This window comes from Sporichthyaceae bacterium (assembly GCA_036269075.1).
GTDB lineage: Bacteria > Actinomycetota > Actinomycetes > Sporichthyales > Sporichthyaceae > DASQPJ01.
Genome location: DATASX010000129.1, coordinates 26,152 through 50,862, shown reverse-complemented (window position 1 = coordinate 50,862; position 24,711 = coordinate 26,152). Strand labels below are relative to the sequence as shown.

Annotated in this window: 24 protein-coding genes; 2 read left to right on the top strand and 22 right to left on the bottom strand. The window is 68.6% G+C overall.

Features of this window, described 5'->3' with window-relative positions:
* From VHU88_24190 to VHU88_24135, 12 genes are all read right to left on the bottom strand, one after another.
* The coding region (locus VHU88_24190; protein ID HEX3614811.1) for an inorganic diphosphatase at positions 1-440 on the bottom strand (440 nt) is incomplete at its 3' end.
* Between the two features lie 2 nt (positions 441-442).
* Entirely contained in the window at positions 443-2,137 is a 1,695-nt protein-coding gene (locus VHU88_24185) for an alpha/beta fold hydrolase (protein ID HEX3614810.1), read from the bottom strand.
* The gene (locus VHU88_24180) at positions 2,137-3,624 is read right to left on the bottom strand and encodes a long-chain fatty acid--CoA ligase (GenBank protein HEX3614809.1); all 1,488 of its coding nucleotides are present in this window, start codon (positions 3,622-3,624) and stop codon (positions 2,137-2,139) included. Before VHU88_24180 ends, VHU88_24185 begins: the two co-directional genes overlap by 1 nt.
* Positions 3,624-4,196 carry an adenylate kinase gene (locus VHU88_24175; GenBank protein HEX3614808.1) on the bottom strand — a complete coding sequence of 191 codons (573 nt, stop codon included), beginning with the start codon at positions 4,194-4,196 and terminating at the stop codon, positions 3,624-3,626. Before VHU88_24175 ends, VHU88_24180 begins: the two co-directional genes overlap by 1 nt.
* Positions 4,187-5,032 carry an alpha/beta fold hydrolase gene (locus VHU88_24170; GenBank protein ID HEX3614807.1) on the bottom strand — a complete coding sequence of 282 codons (846 nt, stop codon included), beginning with the start codon at positions 5,030-5,032 and terminating at the stop codon, positions 4,187-4,189. Before VHU88_24170 ends, VHU88_24175 begins: the two co-directional genes overlap by 10 nt.
* Before the next feature lie 83 nt (positions 5,033-5,115).
* Positions 5,116-5,667, bottom strand: coding sequence for a GNAT family N-acetyltransferase (locus VHU88_24165; protein HEX3614806.1), 552 nt, complete (start codon positions 5,665-5,667; stop codon positions 5,116-5,118).
* A gap of 11 nt (positions 5,668-5,678) precedes the next feature.
* Positions 5,679-6,368, bottom strand: a complete 690-nt coding sequence (locus VHU88_24160; protein HEX3614805.1) for an acetate uptake transporter — start codon at positions 6,366-6,368, stop codon at positions 5,679-5,681.
* The gene (locus tag VHU88_24155; GenBank protein HEX3614804.1) at positions 6,368-6,631 is read right to left on the bottom strand and encodes a hypothetical protein; all 264 of its coding nucleotides are present in this window, start codon (positions 6,629-6,631) and stop codon (positions 6,368-6,370) included. Before VHU88_24155 ends, VHU88_24160 begins: the two co-directional genes overlap by 1 nt.
* A 483-nt stretch (positions 6,632-7,114) precedes the next feature.
* Positions 7,115-7,594, bottom strand: a complete 480-nt coding sequence (locus VHU88_24150) for a (2Fe-2S)-binding protein (protein ID HEX3614803.1) — start codon at positions 7,592-7,594, stop codon at positions 7,115-7,117.
* Between the two features lie 15 nt (positions 7,595-7,609).
* Entirely contained in the window at positions 7,610-9,913 is a 2,304-nt protein-coding gene (locus tag VHU88_24145; protein HEX3614802.1) for a molybdopterin cofactor-binding domain-containing protein, read from the bottom strand.
* Between the two features lie 26 nt (positions 9,914-9,939).
* Positions 9,940-11,163, bottom strand: coding sequence for an acyl-CoA dehydrogenase family protein (locus VHU88_24140; protein HEX3614801.1), 1,224 nt, complete (start codon positions 11,161-11,163; stop codon positions 9,940-9,942).
* Positions 11,164-11,190: 27 nt separating this feature from the next.
* Complete coding sequence (locus tag VHU88_24135) at positions 11,191-11,652, bottom strand: MaoC family dehydratase (protein HEX3614800.1); 462 nt, start codon at positions 11,650-11,652, stop codon at positions 11,191-11,193.
* Between the two features lie 180 nt (positions 11,653-11,832).
* On the opposite strand from VHU88_24135, the gene VHU88_24130 reads away from it, so the two are divergent.
* The gene (locus tag VHU88_24130; GenBank protein ID HEX3614799.1) at positions 11,833-13,095 is read left to right on the top strand and encodes a helix-turn-helix domain-containing protein; all 1,263 of its coding nucleotides are present in this window, start codon (positions 11,833-11,835) and stop codon (positions 13,093-13,095) included.
* Positions 13,096-13,102: 7 nt separating this feature from the next.
* Here VHU88_24130 and mdlC read toward each other — a convergent pair whose 3' ends face one another.
* The 10 genes from mdlC to VHU88_24080 all read right to left on the bottom strand — a co-directional run bounded on the left by mdlC (position 13,103) and on the right by VHU88_24080 (position 23,580).
* Complete coding sequence (mdlC, locus tag VHU88_24125; GenBank protein ID HEX3614798.1) at positions 13,103-14,686, bottom strand: benzoylformate decarboxylase; 1,584 nt, start codon at positions 14,684-14,686, stop codon at positions 13,103-13,105.
* Positions 14,687-14,839: 153 nt separating this feature from the next.
* Entirely contained in the window at positions 14,840-15,574 is a 735-nt protein-coding gene (locus VHU88_24120; GenBank protein HEX3614797.1) for an SDR family oxidoreductase, read from the bottom strand.
* Between the two features lie 44 nt (positions 15,575-15,618).
* Positions 15,619-16,014: a tautomerase family protein gene (locus VHU88_24115; protein HEX3614796.1), complete on the bottom strand. Its 396-nt coding sequence runs from the start codon at positions 16,012-16,014 to the stop codon at positions 15,619-15,621.
* A gap of 150 nt (positions 16,015-16,164) precedes the next feature.
* Positions 16,165-17,145, bottom strand: a complete 981-nt coding sequence (locus VHU88_24110; GenBank protein HEX3614795.1) for an LLM class flavin-dependent oxidoreductase — start codon at positions 17,143-17,145, stop codon at positions 16,165-16,167.
* 3 nt (positions 17,146-17,148) lie between these two features.
* Positions 17,149-18,009, bottom strand: a complete 861-nt coding sequence (locus VHU88_24105; GenBank protein ID HEX3614794.1) for a fumarylacetoacetate hydrolase family protein — start codon at positions 18,007-18,009, stop codon at positions 17,149-17,151.
* 13 nt (positions 18,010-18,022) lie between these two features.
* Positions 18,023-18,949: a VOC family protein gene (locus tag VHU88_24100; protein ID HEX3614793.1), complete on the bottom strand. Its 927-nt coding sequence runs from the start codon at positions 18,947-18,949 to the stop codon at positions 18,023-18,025.
* Positions 18,950-18,951: 2 nt separating this feature from the next.
* Positions 18,952-20,712 (bottom strand): FAD-dependent monooxygenase, encoded by a 1,761-nt coding sequence (locus tag VHU88_24095; GenBank protein HEX3614792.1) that lies wholly within the window; start codon positions 20,710-20,712, stop codon positions 18,952-18,954.
* A 14-nt stretch (positions 20,713-20,726) separates the two neighbouring features.
* A complete protein-coding gene (locus tag VHU88_24090) occupies positions 20,727-21,254 on the bottom strand; it encodes a YceI family protein (GenBank protein HEX3614791.1) in 528 nt (175 codons plus the stop codon).
* A gap of 106 nt (positions 21,255-21,360) precedes the next feature.
* The gene (locus VHU88_24085; GenBank protein HEX3614790.1) at positions 21,361-21,816 is read right to left on the bottom strand and encodes a MarR family winged helix-turn-helix transcriptional regulator; all 456 of its coding nucleotides are present in this window, start codon (positions 21,814-21,816) and stop codon (positions 21,361-21,363) included.
* A gap of 150 nt (positions 21,817-21,966) precedes the next feature.
* Positions 21,967-23,580, bottom strand: coding sequence for a PEP-utilizing enzyme (locus VHU88_24080; protein HEX3614789.1), 1,614 nt, complete (start codon positions 23,578-23,580; stop codon positions 21,967-21,969).
* 213 nt (positions 23,581-23,793) lie between these two features.
* Here VHU88_24080 and VHU88_24075 point away from each other — a divergent pair, with 213 nt between their 5' ends.
* Entirely contained in the window at positions 23,794-24,690 is an 897-nt protein-coding gene (locus VHU88_24075; GenBank protein ID HEX3614788.1) for a hypothetical protein, read from the top strand.
* The last annotated feature ends 21 nt before the right edge of the window (positions 24,691-24,711 follow it).

Below are 24,711 nucleotides of genomic sequence, written 5' to 3'. Positions count from 1 at the left end.
TCGGCGGCCACGCGCCCGACCCAACTGGAGCCTTCGACGCTCTTGCCGGGTTCGAGTTCCTTGTACACGCGGAAGAAGTGCTCGATCTCCAGGCGCAGGAATTCCGGCACGTGGTGGATGTCGCGCAGGTGTTCCATCCGGGGGTCCGCGGCCGGGACGCACAGCACCTTGTCGTCGCCGCCCTTCTCGTCGGTCATGCGGAACATGCCGACCGCCCGCGCGCGGATGAGGCAGCCGGGGAAGGTCGGCGACTCCAGCAGCACCAGCGCGTCGAGGGGGTCGCCGTCCTCGCCGAGGGTGTCGTCGACGAACCCGTAGTCGGCCGGATAGGTAGTGGCGGTGAACAACGTCCGGTCGAGTTTGAGCCGCCCGGTCGCGTGGTCCAGCTCGTACTTGTTCCGCTCCCCCTTGGGGATCTCGATGGTGACGTTGAAGTCCATGCTCACGGCTCCCGGACGTAGCTGCCGGGGGCATCCTCGAGCGCGGGGTGTCGGCGGCTGCCCAGTTTCCCCGACGCCGGCTTGGCCTCGCCGGATCGCGCGGCCAACCAGGCGGCGTAGTCCGGCCACCACGAACCGCTCTCGGTCGGCGCCGCGCGGCGCCAGTCGTCGGGATCCAGCGTGTTGTCGTCGGAGACCTGGTAGCTGGACTTCGCGTTGCCCGGCGGGTTGACCAGCGCGGCGATGTGGCCGTTGGTGGACAGCACGAAACGCACCTTGCCGCCCAGCAGTTGGCCGCTGCGGTAGCAGTTCACCCACGGGCAGATGTGGTCCGCGGAGCCGGCCACGACGTAGGAGTCGACAGTGATGTTCCGCAGGTCGATCTCGGTGCCGAGCACGCTGACCGAGCCGGGTTGGGCCAGCCGGTTGTGCAGCGCGACGTCTACGAAGTCGCGGTGCAGGGCCGCGGTCATCCGCGTGGTGTCGGCGTTCCAGAACAGGATGTCGAACTTGGGCGGACGACGGCCCTGGATGTAGTTGTTGACCCAGTAGTTCCAGATCAGGTCCGAGGGCCGCAGCCAGGCGAAGACCTCGGCCAACGCGCGCCCGTCGAGGTATCCGGTACGCATCGACCGGGCGACCGCCGCGGCGGCCAGTTCCTCGTCGAGCATCGCCGAGGTCATCCCGGCCTTGCTCTGGTCCATCATCGTCACCAGCAGGCTGAGGCTGGCCAGCCGCTCCAGCCCGCCGGACGCGGCGCGGTGCGCGGCGGTCATCGCGGCCAGCAGACCGCCGGAGCACGCGGCGACGACGTGCGCCGACCCGGCGCCGGTGATCTGGTCGACCGCGTCGAAGGCCTCCAGGATCGCGGTGGCGTAGGCGTCGAATCCCCAGTCGCGGTGCCGCCGGTCGGGGTTCCGCCAGGAGATCACGAAGACCTGCTGGCCCTGCGCGACCAGATACTCGATCAGGCTGCGACCCGGAGCCAGGTCGAGGACGTAGTACTTGTTGATGGTCGGCGGGACTATCAGCAGCGGCACGGTCCGCACGGTCTCGGTGGTCGGCCGGTACTGGATCAGCTCGAGGACCTCGCTGCGGAAGACCACCGCTCCCGGGCTGACACCCAGATCGGTGCCGACCGTGTAAGCGGTCGGGTCGACCATCGTCGGAACGCGCGGCGAGCTGGACAGGTCGTGCAGGAGCTGGCGGGAACCGGTCACGACATTGGCGCCGCCAGTGTCGATGAACGCCTTCCAGCCCGCCGGGCTGATCAGTGGGTTGTTGCTCGGCGCGACCGCCTCGACGAGGTTCTCCGCGGCGAAGCCCATCCGCTCGCTGTCCTGCCACTCCAGTGGTACGTCGTGGACCACGTCCTGCACGGTCTTGCCGAACAGTAGGTAGGACTGCACGATCCGCCGCAGCACGGGGTTCCCGGTCCATGCCGGGTCGGCGAACCGCTTGTCCCGACCGGCGGGCGCGATCGTGGAGTTGCCGACCGCGATCCGGCCCAACTCGGCCGTCACCCCGCCGGCGCGGGAGAGTACCGGCTGCGGGTGGCGGATCAACGATCCGGCGAACCGGGCCATGGACTGGCCCGGGAACAACCGACGCAACGGGCCAACCGCGGCCTGGGTGAGCAGTTCGTCCAGCGGCGCGGCGAGAGCGGAGGCCGCCTCCTCACGGACCGCCGAAGCCATCAGACACCGTCCGGCGGGACGATCTCGCGCTTGAGGACCTTTCCCGTCGGGCCCTTTGGCAAGGCGTCGACCAACCACACCAGCCGCGGGTACTTGTAGGCGGCCACCCGCTCCTTGACCCACTCGCGGATCTGTTGCGGTGTCGCCTCGGTGCCGGGTTTCAGCGCCACCGCCGCGGCGACCTCCTCGCCATGGGTCGGGTGCGGGATCCCGATGACCGCGGCCTCCAGCACCGCGGGGTGCTCGTAGAGGACCTCCTCGATCTCGCGCGGGTAGACGTTGAAACCACCGCGGATTATCAGTTCCTTCTTCCGGTCGACGATGTAGAAGAAGCCGTCCTCGTCGACCCGTCCCAGGTCGCCGCTGTGGAACCAGCCGTCGCGGATCGCCTCGGCGGTGGCCTCCGGCCGGTTCCAGTAACCCAGCATGACGTTGTGCCCGCTGATCGCGATCTCACCGATCTCACCGGCGGGCACCGCGGCGCCCGCGGGGTCGACGATCCTCATCCGGACACCTTCGACCGGATGGCCGATCGATCCGGCGCGGGTGTTCCCGAAGTGGTTGAACGAAGCGACCGGCGAGGTCTCGGACAACCCGTAGCCCTCCAGGATCGGCACCCCGAAGGCACCGGAGAATCCCCTCAGGATCTCGACCGGCAGCGCGGCCCCGCCGGAGATGCACAACCGCAGCGTGGCGGTGTCGGCCACGGTGGGCCCGGCGTCCAGCATCGCTACGAACATCGTGGGCACACCGGCGAACACCGTCGCCCGGTCGCGCTCGATCACCTTGAGCACGGTCGGTGCATCGAAGCGGGCGACCAGGCTGATCGCGGCGCCGGCGGTCACCGTCGCGTTCAACGCACAGGTCTGCCCGAAGGCGTGGAACAGCGGCAGGCAGCCCACCACGACGTCGGTGTGGTCCAGGCCGAACAGACTCGCGGCGGCGACCTCGGCGTTGGCCCGCAGGTTCGCGTGGGTCAGTTGGGCGCCCTTGGGTGTCCCGGTGGTCCCCGAGGTGTAGAGGATCACCGCGGTGTCCTCGTCCGCCCGCGGGACCACCTCGTGCGCGGCGGGCAACGAGGCGGCCCCGGCGACGGTTTCGTCGGTGACCGTGATGCACTCCGCGCCGGCGGCCTCGGCACCGATGTCGGCCTCGGAGACCACGGTGTGCCACGCGAACACGATCCGCGCCCCGGAGTCGGCCAGGTAGTGCTTGACCTCCCGGGACTTCAGTAGCGGGTTCATCGGCACCACCGTGCCGCCGGCCCGCAGCACCCCGTAGTAGAGGACCGGGAAGGCCACGACGTTGGGCAGCATGATGCCGACCCGATCGCCGGGACGTATGCCACGTTCCCGCAGCCACCCCGCGATTCCGGCCGACCGGTTGTCGAGGTCGCGGTAGGAGAGCACCAGTTCGTCCAGGCGAACGGCGGGCCGGTCCGGGTGCCGGCCGGCTGCATCGGTGAGGATGGTGGCGAGATTCGTCATCAGCTGTCCCCAATCAACCGGCTGCGCAGTTCTGCTTGCACTTCGTCCTCGGAGCGGTTGGCGTCGATCTCCACCAGAATTCCTCGGCCGCGGTAGTAGTCCACGAGCGGGCGCGTCTGCTGCTCGAAGACTGTCAGCCGATGCTTGATCACGTCGAGAGTGTCGTCGGCCCGATTCTCCCGTCCGGCCCGGGCGATCAGGCGATCGATCAGCACGTCCTCCGGAGCGGTCAGGTGCACCGCCGCGTCGCTGCTCAGCCCGAACTGGACGCCGAGTTCGGCCGCACGAAGGGCCTGCGGCACCGTGCGCGGGAATCCGTCGAGCAGGTAACCACCGCTCGATCGCATCGCCTCGATCACCGCCGGGAGGAGGATCTCGAAGATCAGTTCGTCGGGCACCAGGTCGCCGCGTTCGGTGAAGCCGACGGCCCGCCGGCCCAGTTCGCTCTGCGCGGCGATCTCGGCCCGCAGCAGGTCCCCGGACGAGATGTGCATGATGCCGGTCGCCTGCGCGAGTCGCTTGGCCTGGGTGCCTTTCCCCGCTCCCGGCGGAGAGAGCATGATCACCCGCATGCGTTCTCCGCGGGACTGATTTCGGCTTCGAGGAACTCGCAGATCATCTTGCACGTGGTGTCCGAGCGGGTGAACAGGAACAGGTGACCCGCTCCCTGCACGGTTTCCAGGCGGGCGTGCGGAATCAGGCCGGCGAGGATCCGCCCGTTGACGGCCGGGATGATCGGGTCGCAGTCGCCGCGGAGCACGAGTGTGGGTTGGGTGATGTTGTGCAGCCACAAGGCGCTGGCGAAACTGCGTAGGGCCAGGACCTGGTAGAGGTAGCCCCGCCGGGACGGCGGCCTGTCGAAGTGGATCAGGGTCTCGGTGGTTTCGCCGTCGTCCCCGACGACGTCCGGGCCGTAGAGCACCGGGGCCACTCGCGCCAGGTAGGAGGGCGAGCCGAAACGCCGGGTGCCGGCCAGGCGGCGCAGGATCCGTGGGTGAGCGGGCACCATCAACAGCCCGGCGGCAGTGGCGCACAGCACGAGCCGCCGGACCCGCTCCGGGTGGTGGTGGGCGAGGCTCTGGGCCAGCGCCCCACCCCAGGAAACCCCGAGGACGTCGACTGTCGGGACCTCGAGGCGGTCGAGCACCCGGGTGAGCGTCCCGGACAGCCGAGCCAGCGAGGTCGGGCGCAACGGCAGCGAGGAACCACCGATCCCCGGGGCGTCGAACGCGATCGTGGGATGGTCGCCCAACGCGGAACGAACCGGCAACCAAGCCTCCAGGGGCGCGCCGATGCCGTTGCACAGCAGCAGCGGTGGGGTCGCGACGCGGTCGTGGTCCCCCGTCAGCGAGACCCGGATCCGCATTCCGCCCACCGACTGCCAGCTGATCCGTTCCTCGGCGAGCACGCTGGCATCTCCTCGTGGTCGATGGCGGCCAATTCTCGGTCGGCGCGTCGGTAGGTGGCTTGGGCGTCGGATCCCAACGCTCTTCAACTGCCCTTGTGCTCGGTGCACAACTGCCCGGGAAGGTCCAACTCGAAGTGCAGTACGGCCGCTTCGTCCGGTGACAGGTGGGCACCGGCCCGGTCCAGTATCGCCCGGACGGCGTCGTTCTCGGCGAGCACGTCACCCTCGAACCGGGTGATCCCGTGTTCCAGCGCCTGCCCGACCAGTGCGTCGAGCAGCAGGCTTCCCAGACCACGACCCTGGTACGGGTCCAGCACCGTCACCGCCGCTTCCGCCGTCGAGGACTCCTGCCTGCGGACGTAGCGGGCCACTCCCGCCAACCAGTGCGCCCGAGGTGGCCCGGTCAGGGCCACCCAGGCGAAATGGTGCCGGTAGTCGACCTCAGTCAGATAGGCGAGAACGTCGGGGGTCAGTTCGGTGAGCGGGGAGAAGAAGCGTTGGTAGCGCGATTCCGGGGAGAGGCTGTCGAATGCGGCGACGAACAGCGACCGGTCGTCGGGGACGACCGGTCGCAGTGTGATCGCCTGACCGTCGCGCAGCTGTAGCCGTGTGGTGCGCGCCAGTACGTACGCCAACAGGGCCGGCGTCAGCTGGGCCTCAGCGACTTGTTCGGCAGGATCTTCCGCCCGAAAGTCGTGTTGATGACGCCCGCCGCCGAGGCGTACCAGGCGGCGGCCGCGGTGATCATTCCGAACCAACCGGCAGCCTTGATGGTGTCGTTCGTCAACTGGTGCTGCTCCAGGTGCAGACCGAGGTAGCCGGCCGTCAACAACCAGAGGGTGGGCACAGCCACCACAAAGGTGCACGCCAGCGCTGCGGTGGTGCGCAGGGACGCGACTCCGAGGTAGGTCGTGAATATCGCCCACGGCACGATGAACAGCCCGATGGCCGGCCCGACATGTTGGACGCCCCCCGGCGCGGTCACGATCTGCTTCAGGTAGAACTGCTCGAGCGCCCAGAAGGACAGGAAGAACCCGCCGTAGGTGAGGAATGCGGTGGCGCCGAAGGTGTTGCCGATCTTCAGTTCCCACATCCCGGCCAGGATCAGGACCACGCCGCCGTAGGCCAGTGCCACCCCGAACAGCACCGGCAGCGCGGAGCGGTCGATCTGGTCGGCGTTGAACATCGACAGGATGAACGCCGAGCCGCCGATGGCCGCCAGCCCGATCGGCCCGGGGTCGGCCTGCTTGGCCTTTGTCGCCGGGGCGGGCGGTGCTGCGACCGAGTTCGCCTCGACCGCGGCCTGATCCGCCCGGTGGGTCGCCGTGGTGGCCATCAGGATTTCCCTGCCTTCGCTCCGGTCAACAGTTCCTCGGCCATCTCCCCGACGTGCTGGTTGACGTCCCGGATCGTCTCGTAGACGTTGCCGATACTGCGTTCGGCCAACTGCTGGACTTTCCGGGCCGTGCCCGTGCTGTCGAACGTCTCCAGCGCCTCCAGCGGCATCGCGGCGATCCTCTGGTGGATCTCCCCGACGGTTGTCGCGCCCGCGTCGATGGCCTGCTGAACCAGTCGCCGCACGTCACCAACATCGGTCATGGCGTCCTCCTGTTCGTCCGTCATTGGTAGGTGTAGAACCCGCGGCCGGTCCACGACCTCGGGAACTGCTTCGAGGACCAGGTCGGCCCCGGCGAGCAGGCAGGACTCGGCGATGCCTGTTCCCATGAATCCACCACCGATGACAGCGATGGACTGCACCTTCGACACGGCATCACGACCTTCCGCACGGACGGTTGCCGGCAGACGCTAGGCCCCCCGTGGGATCCGCCTCATCGGTCTGCACCGCCAATCCTGCCTGCGCTGTTTTGTGCTCCGTCACCGGCGACGCAGCGCGCGACGCTTCGTAGTGTTGTGCCTGGATCACCTTCCGGTGCAGGGATTCGAGGGGTTGCGATGCCTGCTCCCGTCACCCCCGACGAGGCGGTCGCTCGGGCACTGCCATGCGCGCCTCCCGCGGCCGTTCGCTCTATCAGGCCGATTTCCGGGCCGAACTGCGCCAGTCGTTCCGAACCTGACCGGCGGTCACATTCGCGCGGCCCCGGCCTTGATGGCGGCGCGGATACGTGGGTAGGTACCGCAGCGGCAGATGTTGCGGATCTCGTCGATGTCGGCGTCGGTGACGGTGCGCCGGCCCTTGGCCCGCAGTTCCTTCACCTTGGCCACGGCGGCCATGATCTGACCGGGTTGGCAGTATCCGCACTGCGCGACGTCGTACTCCAGCCAGGCCTCCTGCATCGGGTGCAGGTCCTTGCCCACCGTGGCGGGCAGGCCCTCGATCGTGGTGATCTCGTCGTCCGGCTTCAGCTCCTTGACGGCTTTGAAGCAGGGGTTGAACACCTCGCCGTTGAGATGGGAGGTACAGGCCTTGCAGACGTTGACCGCGCAGCCGTACTTCGGCCCGTGCACGCCGAGCAGGTCGCGCAGGACCCACAGGACCTGCAGATCGTCGGGAGCCTCGACGTCGACCCGCGCTCCATTGACCTTGAACGTGTGATGCACCATGGCAACTCCCCGGGGTCAGGCGTCCTGCGTCTTCTTCTTGGACTTGTAGGTGGGTAGCGGTGGATGGGTCGGGAACGGGTCGAAGCCCAGCGCCTGGTCGGCCTTGACCGGGAAGAACGTCTGCAGTTTGCCGACCGCCCGGCTGTAGGCGCAGGCAACCGCGGCCATGGACGCGGCCACGCCGAACTCCCCGGCGCCGCCCGGCTCGTCGCTGGTCGCCGGCATCACGATGACCTGCACGTCGGGCGGGACGTTCCACTGCCGGGTGTAGAAGGCGTTGTCCCAACTGGCTTCCAGGTACGCGCCGTCCTCGAGGTGGAGCATGTACGTGAGCGCCTGGGCGACGCCGTCCATCATCCCGCCGAGCATCTGCGCCTCCACCCCGCGCGGGTTGACCGGTCGCCCGACGTCCACAGCCAGCACCATCCGGGTCACCCGGGGACCGGTCCAGGCGTTGTGGATCCTCCGGTTCACCGTCTCCGGGCGGCAGTCGATCTCCACCAGGCAGGCGCAGTGGCCCTTGTACTCCTGGTGGAAGGCGATGCCTTGAGCGGTGCCGGGAGCCATGGGCCGGCTCCATCGACCGACCCGGGCCACCGTCTCCAGCACTGTCTTCGACCGATCGTCCTTGACTGACCGCCGGCGTAGTTCGTAAGGGTCCTTGCCCATGGCCACCGCAAGCTGATCGACCATCAGTTCCCGGGCGGTGCACAGTTCGGGGCTGTAGATGTTACGGACGCTGGAGGAGGGAATGCCGAGGTCGATCTCGTTGAGCGCATGGTCGGCAACACCGAAGTCATAGGGGCACATCGCGCTGAGGTAGAACACAGCCTGCGAGTACTGCACGAAGTTCTGACCCGGCAGTTTCGAGACCTCAGCGGTGGCGATCTCCCCCAGCCCGGTGGTGAAGTCGGTGGACAGGCTGGTGTGACGCTGGTCGTAGGCGAGCACCCGATCGCCCTGGTAGGTGATCCGCACCCGGGAGGTGCACATCGGGTGGGCCCGGCCGTGGCGGAAGTCGTCGGTGCGGTGCCACATCAACTTGACCGGGGCGCCGATCGTCTTGGAGACCTGGGCGGCCTCCAGTGCGGCGTCGAAGAACAGGTGACGGCCGAACGAACCACCGCCCTCGGTGACGTGCGTGGTCACCTTCTCCGGCGGCAGACCCAGTTCCTTGGCGATCTCCTGGCCACTGACGATCGGCATTTTCAGGCTAGACCAGATCTCGGCGCTGTCGGGCCGGACGTCGGCGACCGCGCAGTTGGTCTCCAGCGCGCCACCGGAGCGGAAGTGGAAGGTGAAGACCTCCTCCAAGGTCTTCGCTCCGGGCGGTGGCGGGGTCAGCGGCAGTTCGGCCTGCTTGAGAAGTTCGACGACGTCCGAGGTGGACTTGCCGGCCATCGGACCAGGCTCCCAGTCCACGTCGAGGGCGTTGATCGCGTCGATGCACAGCCCGAACGCACTGCCGACCACCGCCACCCCGGTGGGTATGACGACCACATGGCTGATGCCCGGCATGGCCTTGACGGCATCGAGGTTGTGGACCGCCTTGGGCCTGCCGGTGATCGTCGGTGGCCGGCACACCATCGCCGGTTGCAGGCCGGGGATTGTGATGTCCATCGCGAACACCTTGCGCCCGGTGACGGCCAGGTGGGCGTCGACCCGGTTCTGGGGCTTGCCGACCAGGCTGAATTTCGTGGCGGGCTTGAGTTCCACGTCGATCGCGGTCGTCTCGACCACGGCTGCCGCGGCGGCCAACGAGCCGTACGAGGCGCTGCGCCCGGAGCCGTGGACCATGCCGTCACCGGTGGTCAACGTCGCGACCGGCACACCCCAGCGAACGGCAGCGGTCCTTTTCAGCTGCTCGCGAGCGGTGGCCGCGGCAAGCCGGATCGGTTCGTACATCGCATGCAGGGTGTTCGATCCACCGGTCAGCTGATTCCACATCAGTTCCGGGCGGGCATCGGCGAGGGTGACATGGACCTTGGCCAACGGCAGGTCCAACTCCTCGGCGATCAGCATCGCGGCGGCGGTGGTGATCCCTTGCCCGACCTCGGCCCGCGGCAACGCGAACAACGCCATGCCGTCCGCGTCGACCTGCACGCTGATCAGGTGCGAGGTGGGCCGTGCGGCATCGGTCAACAGATCGTTCAGGTCGTAGACGGTAGACGGTTGCAGCACTGCCGGTGGGCCGTCCTCCGCCGCGGCCGACGGTGCGCTGAGCAGGTCCACACCCAGTCTCGCCGCGGCCACCAACGTCGGTGCCACGAGCAGATGCCCGACGAACCGACGTCGGGGCAGGTCGCGCGAGGGTTGCATATCGTTGCCCTCTCCTTCGACCAAGCTCAGGTGAAGGCGCCGAACCCGGTGATGTCGCGGCCCACCAGCAGCGTCTGGATGGTCTCGGTGCCCTCGTAGGTGTGGATCGCCTCGATGTCGCACAGGTGGCGCATCACGTGGTTCTCCAGCAGGATCCCGTTGCCGCCGAGCATGTTGCGCGCCTCGGCCAGGACCTGGCGGGCCTTGACCGTGTTGTTGAGCTTGGCCAGCGCGGCGATCGTGTCGGACATCCCGTCGGTCTCGTCGAGCCTGCCGATGCGCAGGCAGTAGAGCTGCATGGCCGTCACGTCGCAGAGCATCTGGACGAGCTTCTCCTGCACGATCTGAAAGCGCGTCAGCGGACGACCGAACTGGGTGCGTTGACCCGCGTAGGCCAGGGCGGCGTCGTAGCCGGCCACCGCGTGACCCAGGGCCGCCCAGGCACACGAGGCACGGGTGGCCTTCAGCACCTCGGCGACGTGCTTGAAGCTGCGTACGCCCGGCAATTGGTTGGCCACCGGCACCCGTACGTCGACCAGATCGATGTCGGCCTGCCACAGCGCACGCAGCGACACCTTGCCCTCGATGACCCGCGCGTCGTAGCCGGGAGTGCCATTCTCGATGAGGAATCCCTTGACCTGCATGTCCTCGGTGTCGCGGGCCCACATCACCACCACATCGGCGGTGGCGCCGTTGCCGATCCACCGCTTGGCACCGTTGATGACGTACTCGTCGCCGTCCCGGCGGGCCTCGGTCTCCAACGTGACCGAGTCCGAACCGTGGCGCGGTTCGGTCAGCGCGAACGCACCCAACTTCTCGCAGCGGGCCATGGCAGGCAGCCACCGCTGTTTCTGCTCCGCCGAGCCGTGCATGGCGATCGAACGCATGGCCAGGCCGCCCTGGACACCGACGAACGTCCCCAGGCTCCCGTCGCCGCGGTGCAGTTCCATGGCCACCAGACCCGCGGCCGTGGCACTCATCGGCGGGCAACCGTAGCCGCTCAGGCCGTCGCCGACCAGGCCGAGTTCCCCGACCCGACGGAACAGTTCCAGGGGCAGGTCGGCGCGCTCCCAGTAGCCGTTGATGACCGGGAGCACCTCGGCGTGGACGAAGGCTCGCGTCCGGTCCAGATAGTCCAGTTCCTGCGCCGAGAGCTGTTCCCGGATGAGGAAATAGTCGGTGCGCAGCGCGTTCCCGATGCCGGTGTACACCGGCCTCTCGGCGGACGGGTGAATTGCGGTGTCGCTCATGATCGGCCTCCGGGCAGGGGATGGGGCTCAGCCTGCGTCGAAGACGCGAACGACCGACTCGGCGATGCAGACCGGCTTTTCCTGACCGGCGGACTCGAAGCTCATCAGGAAGGTCACGTCGCCGCCGCCGGCGCGGTTCTCGATCCTCTCCAGCGAGAGCCGCAGCCGGACCCGGTCGCCGACCGGCAACGGGGCCGGGAATCGGACCCGATTGAGCCCGTAGTTGATCACCATCGCGAAACCGTCGAGGGACACCACCTGCTGCATCAGGTGCATCGCCAGAGCAAGGGTGTAGTACCCGTGGGCGATGGTTCCGCCGAACGGCCCGAGCGCTGCTGCCTTCTCGACGTCGGTGTGGATCCACTGCCGGTCGTGGGTGACTTCGGCGAACAGGGTGATGTCCTGCTGGGTGACCGGGTGCCAGTCGCTGACCCCGAGTTCCTGCCCTAGCCGGCCGTGCAACTCCTCGATCGTGCTCACCGCAAGCATGGCTGGGAAAGTAGCCGTGCCACCGCACAGAATCCGCGGTCGCGGACCACCAATCGGCCCACCGGATCATGTGCGCCGAGCACAATTCCGGCCGGCACGGCTACTGTCACCCTCTTGCGAGTCGAACGGTCGGCGAGCAGGATCGCGAAGTCCAAGCCAACTGCGTCACCGGGAGCGGACATGACGCCAGCCGGGCGGTCGGAGGCCGCCGCGTCGGTCCTGCCTGCTGTTCTCGACCGGTTGCAGCAACGGTGGGAAGAGGTCGTCGCCCGGGCCGTGGAGCGGATCTGGCAGGAGATCCTCGGCTATCCGGCCGTGCACGACGCGACGCTGCGCGCAGACGTGGTGACGCACATCGGCGAGCACGTGCTGGCGCTTCGAGCCTCATTGGCCGGTGAGACCCCGCCGAACCGGGAGACGTTGCTGTTCACCCGCCGGCACACCGCGATGCGGGTGGGTCGGGTGCCCATCGCCGATTACCTGCAGGCCTTCCGGATCACCCAGGAGATCATCTGGGACGTCCTCGTCGAGGAGGCCGAGGCCAAGGGCAATCCCGCCGCGGTCCTGGGGTTGGTCGGGCCGCTGTTGGACCACATCAACGTCGCGACCACCTACGCCGCCGAGTTGTACATCGAGATCGAGCAGTTGGACATGGCCGGTGGCGATCGGGTCCGCCGCGACCTGCTCGAGGACCTGGTCGCCTCCCGGCCGATCCCCCCGGGCCCGCGCCTCGATGCCGCCCGCGACGCCGGGTTGGGCCGGGACGTGCCGTGCTTCGTCGTCCTGGCGTTGCCCCGTGCGGTGCCGGACGACGAGCAGGTGGTCCGTTCGGCAGCCGGGGGGGTGGCCCGGGCGTGCGGCGGCCGGTTGCGGCCGCTCGTGGTGCTGCGGCGCGACGAGATCGTGATCGTCGCCCCGGCGCGGGACTCGGACACCGATCAGGTGGCCGCCGAGTTGTCCGCCGTGTGCGAGCGACTGGCGAAGCAGGACGTCCGGTTGGCGATCGGGCTGAGCACCGTTCATCAGGGGCTCAGCGGCGTGGCCTCGGCGCATCGGGAGGCACGGGGCGCGGCCGAGAGCCTCGGGCCGGACGGTGGCGTGCTCGCCCTGCCGTCGCTGAGCGCTTTCGACTACCTGACCTCGTTCCGCGACTCCACCGCCGAACGACTCATCCCGGCGGCGATCCACCGATTCGTCGCCGAGGACATCGCCCACGGCGGCGTCCTGACCACGACGCTGCTCGCCTACCTGGCCAGCGACCTGAACGTGAAGGCGCTCAGCGAACACCTGCGGGTGCACACGAACACTGCCCACTACCGACTGAACCGGATCAGCGACCAGACCGGTTACGACCTGCGCAAGCTCGACTCCGTCCTCGAACTGGTCATCGCCACCCGGCTGGCCCGACCCCTGGGCGACCGGCCGCCCGGGGTGTGGGGCTGATTCCGCTTCACAACATGGCCTTCTGCGGTTGGGTGTGCACGACGATGACAGTCGGGGTGTCCGCGGTGAGCGTCGCCTTCAGCTCCTGCTCCAGGTCGGCGACGGTGTCCACGACGACCGCGTGGCAGCCGAATCCGCGGGCCACCGAGTCGATTCCGATGCCCGGCAGGTCGAGGCCGGGAACGCCGGGAGTCTCCTCCAGGATCGCGAAACTCTTCAGGATCGAGTACTCGTTGTTGCGCATGACCACGTAGACGATCGGCAAATTGTGCTGGGCCGCGGTCCAGATGGCCTGGACCGAGTACTGGAACGACCCGTCGCCGATCAGGGCCCACACCGGCCGTTGCACTCCGTTGTCCCGGTCGCCGAGCGCCACGCCCACCGCGGCGGGGACACCCCACCCGATACCCCCGCTGGCGGTGGCGAAGAAGGACCCGGACCGCGTAGTCGGCAGCCACTCGATCTGCTGCGCCATCGTCGAGGTGGTCTCGTTGACGATGACGGTGTCGGCCGCCTTCATGCGGCTCAGCGCCGCGTAGACCTCCGGCGGGGTCAGTGGCTTGTTCGGCACCTCCGGCAGCACCCGTGGCCGCGACATGGTGACCGGTGCGGCGCGTTCGGTGCCGGCGGCGACCAGTTCGGTGAGCATCTCGATCGCCAACTTCGGGTCGCCGAGCAGGCTGTCGCCGAAACGGGCGGAGGCGGCGGCATTCGTATCACCGGTGATCTGCAGCAGCGCGGTGCCGGCGGGCAGGTATTCCCCCGTCACGTACGGGTAGTAGCGGAAGACCTCGGCGCCGATCACGACGACCAAGTCGTGCCCGACCAGCCGATCGCTGATGCTCTTCACCGACATCCCCAGCACGCCGCAGAACTGCGGGTGGTCCTCCGGGAACGAGGCCCGGTCCAGCAGGGGCGATTGGTAGACGCAGGCGCGCACCTTCTCGGCCAACACGATCGCCGCGTCCCACCCGCCGCTGCGGTCCACCTCCGGACCGAATACCACCGCCGGATTGCGGCTGGCCGAGATCCGGTCGGCGAACATGCGCAGCCGCTCCGGGTCCGGGCCCACCCGGTGGCTGAACGTGCGCTGCCGGTCGAAGCCGGCCAGTGGTTGGTTCCAGTCGTCCATGGCGATCGACAGGTACACCGGCCCCGCGGGCGGTTGCAGCGCGGTGACGTAGGCCCGCATGAACGCCTCCGGCACGTCCTGCGCGCGCGCCGGTTCATACGCCCACTTCACCCACGGCTTGGGGAAATCCACGGCCTGCCGGTTGGCCAGATAACAATCGCCGATCACCAGTTCCCGGTGCTGTTGTCCGCTCGTGATGATCAGCGGCGTGTTCCCGTGGTAGGCCGCCACCAAGTTACCCATGGCGTTGCCCATCCCGGCGGAGGAGTGCAGGTTGACCAGCGCCGGGCGCCCGGTGACCTGGGCGAAGGTGTCGGCCATCGCGATTGCCGAGGCCTCCTGCAGGGCCAGCACGTAGGTGAAGTCGTCGGGGAATTCCTGCAGGAACGTCTGCTCGGTCGACCCCGGGTTGCCGAACATCGTGGTCATTCCCAGGTCTCGGAACAAGTCGTAGGTCACAGTCCGCACGGTGGAGGCCACAGTTCATCCGCTCTCAGCTCGGGGATTGCGCCCAGTGCAACCAAGAATCGCTCCGCGCGAACGCCACGATCTTGTGGTGCGCGCCCAGCACTGCGGCCGTTGATTTCGTGTGTTGATCACATGCAGCGTCGGTCAGATAGTGGGCAGTGCACCGCCGTCGATCGCGATCATCGCCCCGGTCAGGTAGCTCGCGGCCGGCGACAGTACGAAGGTCGCGACCCGGGCGAACTCCTCCGGGGTGCCGCGACGATGCAAGGAATTCACCGGTTGGTCACCTCCGGCGGCGACCAACTCGGCGGCCCGCCCGGTGGCGAACCAGGCCGGCATCAACCCGTTCACCCGGATCGCCCGTTCGCCCAGCTCGTCGGACAGGGCCTTGGCAACCATGCCCAGCCCCGGCCGTAGGCCGTTGGAGATGGCCATCCCGGGCAGCGGTGCGCGCACCGACGAGGACAGCACGAAGACGATCGACCCGTCCCGCTCGATTCGTCCGGCCACTGTCCGGGCCATCCGTACAGCGCCGAGGAACACCGCCTCGAAAGAGGTCCGCCACTGCTGGTCGTCGACGTCCAGCACCGCACCCGGCGGTGGTCCGCCCACACTGATCAGCGTTCCGTCCAGCCGTCCGAACCGGTTCACCGCGGCGGATACCAGCGTCTCGGCCGTTCCTGGATCGGCGTTGTCGCCCGCCACGCCCAGAGCCCGGTCCTCGCCGAGTTCCGCCGCAGCCTGCTTGGTGTCCACCTCGCCCAGGCCGGAGATCACCACGCGGGCGCCTTCGCGGACCAGTTGTTCGGCGGTGGCTCGACCCAGACCTCGGGTCCCTCCGGTGACCACGTACACCCGGTCCTGCAGACCCAGATCCATGCGTTCTCCTTGCCCGCTCGAGTTCCGTTCGACGTCGACCGTGTTCAGTTCCCCGCGACCCAGGCCGCTTCCTGACCCGGTTCGGGCAGGACCCGGCCGCCCTCGACCGCGGCATGGGCGGGGCTGCTCTGGATGACCACCAGGACCTCTTCGACAGCCAGCCCGGTGACCCGGCTGCCCGCTGCAGCCACCGCCAACGCAAGCCGCGTCGTCTCTGCCGCGGGGTGGCCCTCCCGGACCCAGCCATTGATCAACAGAGGGTTCGCCGGGCTCGAGTCGGTGTAGAGGTTGCGCGGGGCCACGTCCTGGAACACCACGTTGACGTACCTGGTCGACACCTGGTTGATCTCGGCATGGATGCGGGTGATCTCGGCCGCGAGGTCGCGCTTCGTGGCGGCGGCCAACGTCCCGGTCGTGGTGGTGCAGGTGTAGACGGGCATGGCGATCCAATCGGGCCGGCGAGGCGGGGCCAGTATCGACCGATCCGGACGTCACGGACCTTGTACGGCAGCCACAACACATCGCTCCTGGAATTCGTGTGTGTCACACATTCTGCGGCGGAGCATCCGCAGGACGGCGGGGACGGTGCGTCAGCGTTGGATCTCCTGGCTCCCACCCGACGCGGCATGCAGCGTCGCCAGGAAGTCGCTGCCACGGACCGGGGCGATGATCGGGTTGGTGGCCCCCGCGGCACGGTGCCGCACGATGCCGGCCCGGACCGCCTCCGCGTCGCCGAAGGCAGCCAACGAGGACAGGAAGCGCTCGCTGATCGCCTGTTTCTGCGCGTCGAAGTCCGGTGCGTTGTCGAAGGCGGTGAGGTCGGAGCCGAAGCCCGCCGCCTCGAACATCGCCCGGTAGAACGGCAGTCCGAAGTAGCGGTGCAGTTCGGTGCGCAGCCCGTGGTGGACTACTGCCGGGTCGGTGTCCACGGCGGCCGGCACTGCCGGCATCACGGCGAAGCCGTCCATCGACTTGCCGACGGCCGCGCGGCCCTTGGCCACCTCGGGGACGACGACGTCCCGGACGTAGCCGGCCGGGCAGGCCCAGAGCACGACGCCGTCGGCGATCTCACCGGCCAACCGCAGCATCGCCGGGGACAGCGCGGCGAGCACGATCGGGATGTCCGGCCGCGGGGTGAACCCGGTGAACCGGAACGTGGAGTTCCACCGCTTGCCGGCCGGCGGCTGCGCATCGGTGAGCAGGGCGCGGACCAGGGCGACGTACTCACGCAGTTCCTCGGCCGGCTTGCCGATCTCCTGCCCGTGCCAGCCGGCCATGGTCGACCGGTGGCCGACGCCGAGGCCGAGTCGGAAGCGGCCGCCGGACGCGTCGTCGACGGTCGCCGCGGTCTGCGCCATCGAGGCCGGCGAGCGGTGGTAGATCGGTGCGACGGCGGTCGCCAGGTGAACCCGTTCGGTGACCATTGCCAGCGCGCTCAGCACACCGAACGAGTCGCGGGCCGCGATGTGGTTGCAGGCGATCATGTCGTAGCCGAACCCGTCGGCAAGGCGCGCCTGCTCGATGAGCTCACCGAACGGTGCGGCCGCGGGCAGCATGCAGCTCAACAGCACGGCTCACTCCGCCGCGTACCGAGGACCGGCGACCAAAGGATTCCGCAGTTCACCGATGCCCTCGACGGTGCTGACGAGGGTGCTGCCCGGCACCAGATAGCGCTTCGGGTCGCTTCCCATGCCGACCCCCGACGGGGTGCCGGTGAAGATCAGGTCGCCGGGCAACAACGGCAGCACCGCCGACAACCGGGCCACCAGTTGCGGCACCGAGAAGATCATGTCCTTGGTGCGGCCGTCCTGCAGGACCTCCTCGCCGAGTTCGCAGCGCAGCCCGAGGTCGTCCGGGTCGCTGAACTCGTCCGGTGTGACGAGCACCGGGCCGATCGGGCTGAAGCCCGGGAACGACTTGCCCAACGAGAACTGCGGCACGGGACCGCTGAGCTGGACCGCCCGTTCGGAGAGATCCTGACCCACCGTCAGACCCGCGACATGGCGCCAGGCGTCGCGTTCCGCGACCTGGTAGGCACGTTCGCCGATCACCGCGACCAGTTCGACCTCCCAGTCCACCTGGTCACTGGGCAGGTGCACGGTGTCGTACGGTCCGGCGAGGCTGGTGACGAACTTGGTGAACACCGCGGGCGTAGAAGGGGCCTGCCGGACACCCGCCTCCTCGACGTGGGCGCGGTAGTTCAGGCCGATCGCGAATATCTGGGCCGGCCGGCGCAGCGGCGGACCGACCCGCGCCACGGTGAACGGCTCGCCGTCGTCGACCGATCGCCCGGCCCCCCAGGCCGCGAACTCCGGCCACCGTTGCAGGACCAGGTCCGGGTCGGCGGGGAACCGTCCGCCGCTGGCTCGTTCGACGTCGAGTGCCAATTCTCCCGCGACCAGGGCCAGTCGGCCGTCGATGTTGGCAATACGCATTTCTGACTCCTAGTCAGCGGGCGCTGTGCGCGTCGGTCATCAGGGCGGCCAGGTCTTCGGGATTGAGGAACGACGGGGGCACCGGCGGGCCCCAGCTGTAGAGGCCGCGGGCGCCGGAGACCACCGACGGCTTCCAGAGCGCGTCGTCGACGATGCAGTCCAGATCGCTGTAGTACTCGGAGAAGTTGCCCGCCGGGTCCTTGAGGTACCAGAAGAAGTTCGACCCGATGTGGTGCCGGCCGAGACCCCAGACGTGGCGTTCTGGATGGCCTTCGAGCATCGCGGTCGCACCGCGGCCGACCTCGTCGACGTCGTCGACCTCCCAGGCGGTGTGGTGCAGGAAGTCCACCGGCGCACGCTGGACGAGGATGTTGTGGTGGTCGGTGGAGCAGCGCAGGAAGCTGGCCAGGCCGGGCACCTGGTCGCTGACCGCGAAGCCGAGCCCTTCGGTGAAGAAGCGCTGGCTGGCTTCCTGGTCGCGTGAGCCGATCACGACGTGGCCCAGCTTGCGCGGCCGGACCACGTCCTCCCGCTCGACCCCCGGGGCGCGGCCGTTGGCTCTGGAAGGTCGGCCGGGGCCGTTGTAGGGAACCTGCTCGGCGGGCGCCTGTTCCAGGTGTGCCGCGATCTGCAGCACGACCAGCAAATTGGAATTCGGGTCGAGCGCCCGCAGTGCGTTGGGTTCGGTCGAGAACACGATGTCCAGGCGGTTCAGGTTCGCGGCAATCCGGTGCAGGTCATCCGCGTCGTCGACGCCGACGCCGAGTTCGACCAGGCGCCGGATCGGCGCCTCGACGATTCTCAGCTGCTCCCCGCCGTCCCGGGTGGCGAACCGCGTGCCGGCGCCGGTGGGCGTCAGGCCGAAGGCCGCGTAGTAGGCCGCGGTCTCCGCGACGTTCGGCACGCCCAACGTGATCGAGGTGAGTCGGTGCAGAGCCACGGTCACTCCTGGCGATTCGTCGTCGGGTCCGGGATCGGGCCGAGCATATGGCGGACCACCTCGGTCAGGACCGCCGCCGGGTCGGCCGGCAGGCGCTCGCAGCGCCACGCGACGTGCCGGTCCGGCCGCACCAGCACAGCGCCGGTCGAGGCGACCTCACGCCGCGCGGCCCATTCTCCGTAGGGATCCAGCAGGTCGCCGGTACCGATCACGTGGACGTCGACCGGGAGTCCGGCCGCCGCGTCGCGCCACGCCTCGCCGCCGCAACCGGTCAGCAACGCGAACCGCAGGCCGGCGGGCAGGTCCAAGGTCGAGAGCGCAACGCCGGCGCGTTCCAGTCGGGCGTGCGCCACCCTGGCCCCGGGGTGGGTCGTGGCGGTGTAGTACAGCTCCGGATCGCGATCTGACGGAGCGTCAGAGCTGTCGTCATCGAGCACGGCGTCGCTGCGGTACCGATAGCCCAGCTCGACACCGTGCGCGTTGAACTGGTAGTCCGTCAGCGCCACCGCCTTGCGCAGCGCGGCCCGGCGGGCGTCGCCGTCCGGGCCGGCCTCGTCCAGCACCCGCAGCGCCGCCCACCCGTCCGCGACCGACTGACCCGGTTCGAGGCCGAGCGCCCGGTCGATCTCGGCCAGCTCACCGAGGCTGGTGATCGCTCGCTGGACACCGGCTGCCCCGACGGGCTGCCGCTCGGCCGAGTAAGTCTCCAGCAGCGCCGGATCGGCCTGCCCGCCCAAGACCAGCGCCAGCTTCCAGGCCAGGTTGTAGGCATCGGCGACCGAAATGTTCAGACCCAGCCCGTTGGACGGCGGATGGCGGTGCACCGCATCGCCGAGGCAGAAGAATCGGCCCGTCGAGTACCGGGGCGCGACCTGAGCGTTGACCTGCCAGCGGGCCAAGCCCTTGAGCTCGACCTCGAGGCTGTCGTCACCGACGGCCGCGCGGACCCGCGCGATCTGCTCGGCATCGGACATCGTCGCCAGGTCCAGCTCCGCCGGATCGTAGATGAACGCCAGCACGAACTCGGTCCACGGCTTGTGGCAGATCAACGTGCCCAGGCGCAACGGCGCCAGCGGCCCGGGCATCACGTTCCAGACGAGCACGCCCGGGCGGTGCGCCAGGTACTTGCTCAGGTCGGCGCGGAACCAGATGTTCGCCGCCTGCGCCAGGCCGGCCGGTCCGTCGACGGTAAGCCCGGTCTGCTCCAGCACCGCGCTACGCGCGCCGTCCGCGCCCAGCACGTACTGCGAGCGCACGATCAACGTGTCGCCCGCGGTCCGGTCGAGCACCGTGCTGGTGACCCCGTACTCGTCGGCCTTCGCGGACTCGAAGACGTGCTGGAACCGGATGTCCGCGCCGGCGTCCCGGGCCGCCTCGACCAGCAGCGGTTCCAACACCGTCTGCGGGCAGTTCGCCATCGGCACGGGGCTCGCGGCCTCGTACTCACCGGCCCGCTCGGGGCTGGTCCCCCACGTCTCGGAGCGCGCCACCTCACGCCCGGCGAGGCTGGTCACCCAGAGGTTGTTGCGCATCATTCGTTGCGGGGTCGCCACCGCGTGGAACCGGTCCTCGATGCCGAGGTGGCGCAGGATCTCCACGGTGCGCTGGTTGACGATGTGCGCCCGCGGGGTGTGCGCAGTGCTCGGGTACTGCTCGATCACCAGGTTGTCGATGCCGTAGCGGCGCAGCGCCAGAGACGCGGTCAGCCCCGCCGGTCCGGCCCCGACGATCAGCACCGGAACGCCGATTTCAATCGTGGCCATGATGGGCTCCTGGCTCAGTGCTCGGCGTGGGCGGTCAGGTGCAGGGTCAGGTCGAGGTGACGCCCGGCCATCCCGCGCGAGGCCTTGATGCCGAACGCGTAGCGGTCGATCCGCGTCGTGGCGACCAGGGTGAGGGCGTCGTCGCGAGCCACGGAGTCGACGACGGCCACGCTGATCGGTCCGCTCCGACCGCGCACGGTCAGGGAGCCGTCCAGGACCCAGGTGTCGTCGACCCGCTGCACGCCGGTCGAGACGAAGTTGATCTCCGGGAACTCATCGGTGTTCAGGAATCGCTTCCCCCGCACCTGCTTGTCCCGCAGGCTGCTTCCGCTGGCGTAGCTCGTGGCGTCCACTGTGGCCTTCGCGGTCGAACGCTCGACCCCCGTCTCCACCTGCAGCGAAGCCGACTCGAGCTGGAACGACCCACGGACCGTACCGAGGCCGAACAGGTGCTTGGCCTCGAAGGTGATCTCGGACTTCGCCGGGTCGATCCGGTAGGTCCCTGTCTGCGGAACCTGGATCTTGTTCAGCGTGGTCATCATCGGACACATCCCTTCGATGGAGTATTTGCTTGCGTTAGCAAATACTATCCCAAGTGCTTTGTCAAGCAACTACTCAGCTGAGGCAGAGCCGGGACGGGCCGGCGGATCAGTCCTCGAGCGCCGCGGCGATCTGTACGAGCGTCTGGGCGGCAGGGGCGACCCCGTCGGCCTCCACGTTGTCGAAGGCGCGCCGCCGGACGCTCCTGAGGTGGTCCGGCCAGGCCGACCGCAACTTCGCGGAACCCGGTGCGGTGAGTTTCGCGACGCTCCCGCGGCCGTCCACCTCGCTCGGCCGCTTGACCACCAGTCCGCGCGAGGCCAGGTCGTCGACCAATCGACTCATCCGACTGACGGACAGCCCGGCGACCGACGCGAGGTCGCTCATCCGCAGTTCGCGGTTCGGCGCCTCGGAGAGGTTCATGAGGGTCAGGTACTCATTCGCGGTCAGTCCCGTGGACCGAATCAGGTCGCGGTCGAGTACCCGAGGCAGGACGAGCGCGATCCGCATCAGGGCTCGCCAAAGGCGCTCCTCGTCGGGGGTGAGCGGGGCATCCTTCGGCACGACCAAGCAGCGTACTTGCTTTGTCACGCACATTCACGGCGTGCGCCGCCCGTTGGCCGTGAGCCAGAGTCCGAAGAAGACCAGCTGCAGCCAGAACTCGCCGAGCATCTGTCTTATCGCGGTGCGTAGCTCAACCGACCTTGTGACCGGTCATGCCTCTCCTCCTCGAGGTGTAGCCGGCTTCCGGCTGAGGATGGTCACGACGCCGGTCGAACCGTCCACCTTGCAGAGGTCACCCGATCTGATCAGCGCGGTACCGACGCCTGTGTTCATGACGCACGGGATGCCGAGTTCACGCGCGACGATGGCAGCGTGACTCAGGGCCCCACCGATGTCGACGACGAGTGCCGAGGCCAGAAACATGATCGAGGCCCAGCTCGGATCCGTAGCGGGGGCAAACAAGATCTCGCCCTCGACCACCTCCGCCGTCGTGGGATCTCGGACGACCCTCGCGATCCCCTCGACAATCCCGGGGCTCACCCCAACGCCAGTGAGACCATCGCCCTGCCCGCGCGTTGCGCTCGCCGGTGTGGGTACTGGGTTGCCCTGCCAGGACGCGGGGATGTGCAGACTTTCGTACTCCAGGTGTCGCGCACGACGCTCGCCGATCACACCCCTGACCGCATCGGAAGGGCGGCCCAGAATTTCCTCGACCGTGAGATAGAAGACGTCATCCGGCTCGGCGATCACCCCATTGCGGGCCAAGAGCGCTCCGGCCCGGCGACTTCCGCACCTGGCCACGTCCAGGGCCTGCAGGTAGGACGCCTTCGCAACCCCTCGCAACGGGATCATCCGCCGGCCCATCGCCAGGATCGCCCGCGTCGAGGCGCGCCGAGCCGGGGGTACGGCGGCAACTATCTGCCTTTCAAGTTCCTGGCGGTCCTGCTGCAGTTGGGCCCCCCGGAGTCGCGGGTCGTCAGCATCGTCGCGTGCCGCGTAGTCCCCCATCAGTCGAACCAGCGACGCGGGCTCCTCGCGCCAGACGCGCGAGGCGATCTCGCCCTCCCGGGCGCCGTGGAAACCGTGGCGCAGTAGGAGATCCTCCAGGGGCACCTCGCCTCGGGAGGCCCGCCAAAGTCCGGTGACGATCTCCGCCTCCGGGACTTCGCCGTACCCACCCGCAAGAGCGGTTACGTCGCCCAGGCCGAGCGACCGGACGAGGCGGTCGAGAACCTCGTAGAGCGGCTGGACGACGCAGAACAGCGTGGAGGCCTGCAATGTGATGTTGTCCTGGAACCGCCTCGCGCCGGCCGCCAACTGGGCCAAGGCTTGGTCCAGGTCCAATTCGGGGCCCTGGCGCACCTGGTCACGCCACCAGTGCTCGGTCTGGAGGGCCGCCGCGCGCAGGAGCCCGGGCATGCGCAAGAACGCCGACGGCATTCGGACCGCCACGACCGGATACCTCCGACGGGTCGGGGTGAAGGCCAGACCATCGGGGACGGCGCCGAACACCTGCGCGGCGATGGCAGCGCCCGAGGTGCCGGGGATCCGGTCTCCCATTCGTGCGAGGAATTCCACCTGGGCGGCGCCGCGGCCGTAGAACGCGCGCATGAACCGCTCGTCGTCAGCGGCGGGTAGCCGCGCCTCGGCCCGTGTGGCCGCGCCAACCCGATGAAACGCGGTGCGGGTGGCTTGCTCGGTCGCCGGGCCCCACAACGACCATCCCAAGGGCGTCAGAACTCCGGGAGCGGCCTCTCCGATGTTGGCGGTCGTCCAGTGCAGACCCGGTGCGCTGACTGAGTGGACCGGGTCAGAGGCCGACATCGTCCGCCCCTCCAGTGATAGCCGCTGCTATGAGTCATCGACTCTAGGATCGTTGACCCAACAGGTCAAGGGTTAGTCGATCGGCTGAAGCGGCCTTCCATCGATGGGCTAGATTCCCGTACCGGGCCACCTCTTGACGGCATCCGGCCTTGGGGCGGAACCTTGGATCATTGATAGCAGCAGCTATGAGCAGTGGCGGAGAAGGTGCAACGCATGACGTCGATCACGGATCCTCGCGGACCCTGGGGACCCCTCGCGGAACCGCTGCACACGTCCTTGCAGCTGGCCCCGGACTCCCTGCCGTGGCGGGAGAACTCCTTCTTCTGCTGCTTCGACCGCGAGCAGAGGTTCTACTGCACGGCGCACATCCAAGGGGGTCTCAACGCGCGAGGGATGTGGGCGCGCTGCAGCATCGTGCTCGACGGGCGGTGCTGGGAGGTGTTCGAGCCACTCGCGCCCATGGAGGTCTCGACCCCGGGGATCCATTTCGACCTTGCGGGGCGGATGGCGGTGAAGTCGCACGAGTTCGAGCTGGACATCAGCTTCCGGCCGATCCACGAGCCGGCTAGCTACTCGCAGGCCAACGTGTTGCCCGGGCTGAGCGACACCGAAGTCCTGCAGCATTTCCAACAAGGCGGAACCTTCGAGGGGACGGTCTCCGTGGGGTCCACCTCCCGCCGGATCGCAGGGCGTGCCCTACGCGACCGGACGTGGGGCTATCGCGAGGAGATCTCCACCTGGACCGCTTACTACGCGACGTTCCTCTGCTTCCCGAATTTCGATATGACGTTCATGAAAATCGCGGTACGCGATCGGGACGTGCCGGCCCACGGATTCCTCATCGGAGCACCGACCGCGACCATCATCGGCAGCACGGTGACCCGCCGCGACCCGTGGGGAGCCATCACCCAGGTCGAGCTCGACCTCGAGGGAGGTGATTCCCTCCGGCTGAGCCTCGGGCGACCGGAGGCTCGGATCTTCGTCCCGCTCAACGATCCCCAGGGGCCGGCGGCATTGACGGCCTACGACGACTTCATCGAGGTGCGCACCGGCGACGGTGCAGTCGGGTTCGGGATCATGGAGCAAGGCATTCTTCGGCAGCAGACCTGAGCCTGCCGCCGGCGACCATCG

What these genes read in the sequence shown, in the direction of transcription:
- VHU88_24185 (HEX3614810.1), bottom strand. Translation starts at nt 2,137, where the DNA reads ATGGCTTCGGCGGTCCGTGAGGAGGCGGCCTCCGCTCTCGCCGCGCCG.
- VHU88_24180 (HEX3614809.1), bottom strand. Translation starts at nt 3,624, where the DNA reads ATGACGAATCTCGCCACCATCCTCACCGATGCAGCCGGCCGGCACCCG.
- VHU88_24175 (HEX3614808.1), bottom strand. Translation starts at nt 4,196, where the DNA reads ATGCGGGTGATCATGCTCTCTCCGCCGGGAGCGGGGAAAGGCACCCAG.
- VHU88_24160 (HEX3614805.1), bottom strand. Translation starts at nt 6,368, where the DNA reads ATGGCCACCACGGCGACCCACCGGGCGGATCAGGCCGCGGTCGAGGCG.
- VHU88_24155 (HEX3614804.1), bottom strand. Translation starts at nt 6,631, where the DNA reads ATGACCGATGTTGGTGACGTGCGGCGACTGGTTCAGCAGGCCATCGAC.
- VHU88_24150 (HEX3614803.1), bottom strand. Translation starts at nt 7,594, where the DNA reads ATGGTGCATCACACGTTCAAGGTCAATGGAGCGCGGGTCGACGTCGAG.
- VHU88_24145 (HEX3614802.1), bottom strand. Translation starts at nt 9,913, where the DNA reads ATGCAACCCTCGCGCGACCTGCCCCGACGTCGGTTCGTCGGGCATCTG.
- VHU88_24140 (HEX3614801.1), bottom strand. Translation starts at nt 11,163, where the DNA reads ATGAGCGACACCGCAATTCACCCGTCCGCCGAGAGGCCGGTGTACACC.
- VHU88_24135 (HEX3614800.1), bottom strand. Translation starts at nt 11,652, where the DNA reads ATGCTTGCGGTGAGCACGATCGAGGAGTTGCACGGCCGGCTAGGGCAG.
- VHU88_24130 (HEX3614799.1), top strand. Translation starts at nt 11,833, where the DNA reads ATGACGCCAGCCGGGCGGTCGGAGGCCGCCGCGTCGGTCCTGCCTGCT.
- VHU88_24120 (HEX3614797.1), bottom strand. Translation starts at nt 15,574, where the DNA reads ATGGATCTGGGTCTGCAGGACCGGGTGTACGTGGTCACCGGAGGGACC.
- VHU88_24115 (HEX3614796.1), bottom strand. Translation starts at nt 16,014, where the DNA reads ATGCCCGTCTACACCTGCACCACCACGACCGGGACGTTGGCCGCCGCC.
- VHU88_24105 (HEX3614794.1), bottom strand. Translation starts at nt 18,009, where the DNA reads ATGCGTATTGCCAACATCGACGGCCGACTGGCCCTGGTCGCGGGAGAA.
- VHU88_24095 (HEX3614792.1), bottom strand. Translation starts at nt 20,712, where the DNA reads ATGGCCACGATTGAAATCGGCGTTCCGGTGCTGATCGTCGGGGCCGGA.
- VHU88_24090 (HEX3614791.1), bottom strand. Translation starts at nt 21,254, where the DNA reads ATGATGACCACGCTGAACAAGATCCAGGTTCCGCAGACAGGGACCTAC.
- VHU88_24080 (HEX3614789.1), bottom strand. Translation starts at nt 23,580, where the DNA reads ATGTCGGCCTCTGACCCGGTCCACTCAGTCAGCGCACCGGGTCTGCAC.
- VHU88_24075 (HEX3614788.1), top strand. Translation starts at nt 23,794, where the DNA reads ATGACGTCGATCACGGATCCTCGCGGACCCTGGGGACCCCTCGCGGAA.